Annotated in this window: 2 protein-coding genes; both read left to right on the top strand. The window is 47.5% G+C overall.

The genetic code is table 11. The annotated features are described in order from the left end of the window. Positions 1-989: 989 nt before the first annotated feature. Positions 990-1,181 (top strand): Rop family plasmid primer RNA-binding protein, encoded by a 192-nt coding sequence (locus HMPREF3178_RS14600; protein ID WP_070585250.1) that lies wholly within the window; start codon positions 990-992, stop codon positions 1,179-1,181. Continuing rightward, a complete protein-coding gene (locus HMPREF3178_RS14595) occupies positions 1,181-1,582 on the top strand; it encodes a helix-turn-helix transcriptional regulator (RefSeq protein WP_070585248.1) in 402 nt (133 codons plus the stop codon). The genes HMPREF3178_RS14600 and HMPREF3178_RS14595 overlap by 1 nt, the downstream gene beginning before the upstream one ends. Positions 1,583-1,629 lie beyond the last annotated feature (47 nt).

Genomic DNA, 1,629 nt, shown 5'->3' with positions numbered 1-1,629 from the left:
AGGGGGGGGGAGCCTATGGAAAAACGGCTTTGCCGCGGCCTTATCGTATCCCTGTTAAGTTTCTTCCTGGCATCCACTAGGAAATAAATTTCCGCCCCATTAGTAAGCCTGCACCGCTCGCCGCAGCCGAACGACCGAGCGCAGCGAGTCAGTGAGCGAGGAAGCGGAATATCACCTGAACCAGCATCTTCTCCTGACGCCGGAAAGCCTCATTTCACTCCTGCCACATGAAGCACTTTGGCAAATCACCACTTCGGTTTAAAATATTTAGCCAGTATGCACTCCGCTAGCGCTACGTGACTGGTTCAGGGCTGCGCCCCGAAACCCGCTAACACCCCTCAGCTATTGGATATCACACCATGCCATCTGAGTATGATGAACAACCGGATGCGACTGATGCTCTGTTTCCCGGCGAATATGACCTTTTTGACTTAATGGCTCATGTTACTGAAGAGAACCTGCACGCCCCGGTGGATTCTGGCCCGCCTGTCGGCCGGGAAGCGTTATAGCTTTTTCGCTGGCCAGCGTACATGTAATACGCTGGTATTACATGTTATTTGTTTATTTTCATGTTGTTACAGATGATTGTAATACGTTGCGTATTACGCTAACACACGAAGTAACTCCATTTTTTTCATTTAATTCATGCAGTTGCGATAAAAATCGCGGCTGCGTTAGGTGTATGACCATTTAAGGGGCAAAAAATTATCATTCTGGCTGGGTGATCTGCGCAGGTTAAGGATCATCGGCGACGAAAAAGCGTCTTTAACTGCTTCGTTCATGCAAGCATGAACGGATTATTTTTCCAGACTACAGGTAAACTACAGGAAGACTACAAAAGTTGATGATTTAATCCTGCGTTTTAGTGCGATGACTACAGATAAACCTACAAAATAACTACAGGATAACCTCAGATCCGTTCTCTGAACCATTCGTACATCCGACCCCCTTACCGGTTTACACTGAGCACTGATGCTCTGAGGGCCCTTATGACGAAACAACAGAAAACAGCGCTGAACATGGCTAAATTCATCCAGAATCAGTCTCTGCTCCTGCTGGAGAAGCTTAACGAGCTTGATCTCGATGTTGAGGCGGACCTTTGTGAGAAACTCCACGATGATGCGGAGCATCTTTTCCGTACACTGTCCTCGAGACTGGATGGATTACAGGATGATAACTGATGGCCAGAGTGTCTATTAGTGAGGCTGCCCGACTGACGGGTAAGAGTAGAACAACACTGCACAGGTTAATTAAAGCAGGTGATCTGTCCACCTGTAGCGGTGAACGTAATGCAAAAATGGTAGATACTTCAGAGCTTTTACGTGTCTTTGGTCCCTTTGAACAACTGAAGGGTGAACACCATTCTGGACAGGTCTCTGAACAGCGTGATACAGCCTCTGCTGACCAGAGTGAACAGGTGATTCGTCATCTGAAACAGGAGATTGAACACCTGAACACCTTACTTTTGTCTAAGGATTCGCACATTGACAGCCTGAAACAGGCCATGCTCCTTCTTGAAAATCACCAGGCAAAATTAACTGAATCCCAGGCGCCATGGTGGAAATTCTGGAAAAAATCCTGACACCGTCATGCTTCAGTTTTCCTCTCCGGCCATTCCGGGGAGTTCCT

This window comes from Klebsiella sp. HMSC09D12, from assembly GCF_001808475.1.
GTDB classification, from domain to species: domain Bacteria; phylum Pseudomonadota; class Gammaproteobacteria; order Enterobacterales; family Enterobacteriaceae; genus Klebsiella; species Klebsiella oxytoca.
Note: the sequence above shows the minus strand (reverse complement) of the source record. Positions and strands in the feature narration are given on the sequence as shown.